We start from the raw sequence: 247 nt of genomic DNA, 5'->3' as shown, positions 1-247 counted from the left end.
CGCGCCAGGCGGCCGGGGAGCTGAGCGGCCTGACCGGCGTGGACGACCCGTACGAACCGCCGGCCGCGCCCGATCTGCGGCTGGACACGGCGGGGCGCACGGTGGCGGACTCCGCCGCCGCCGTGCGCGCCCTGCTGGCGGAGCGGGGGCTGGCATGAGCGAGCTTGCGCACGGCGCGTCCTCCGAGCTGTCCGACGATCCGTTCGCGCTGACGCATCTGGAGGCGCTGGAGTCGGAGGCGGTGCAC

At 76.9% G+C, this 247-nt stretch carries 1 protein-coding gene; it reads left to right on the top strand.

The annotated features are described in order from the left end of the window. Positions 1–158, top strand: a 158-nt coding sequence (locus HOY81_RS27180) for an adenylyl-sulfate kinase (RefSeq protein WP_237323360.1), incomplete at its 5' end; no start/stop codon positions are given. Positions 159–247 lie beyond the last annotated feature (89 nt).

Source organism: Streptomyces sp. JJ36, assembly GCF_021696945.1.
GTDB lineage: Bacteria > Actinomycetota > Actinomycetes > Streptomycetales > Streptomycetaceae > Streptomyces.
Note: the sequence above shows the minus strand (reverse complement) of the source record. Positions and strands in the feature narration are given on the sequence as shown.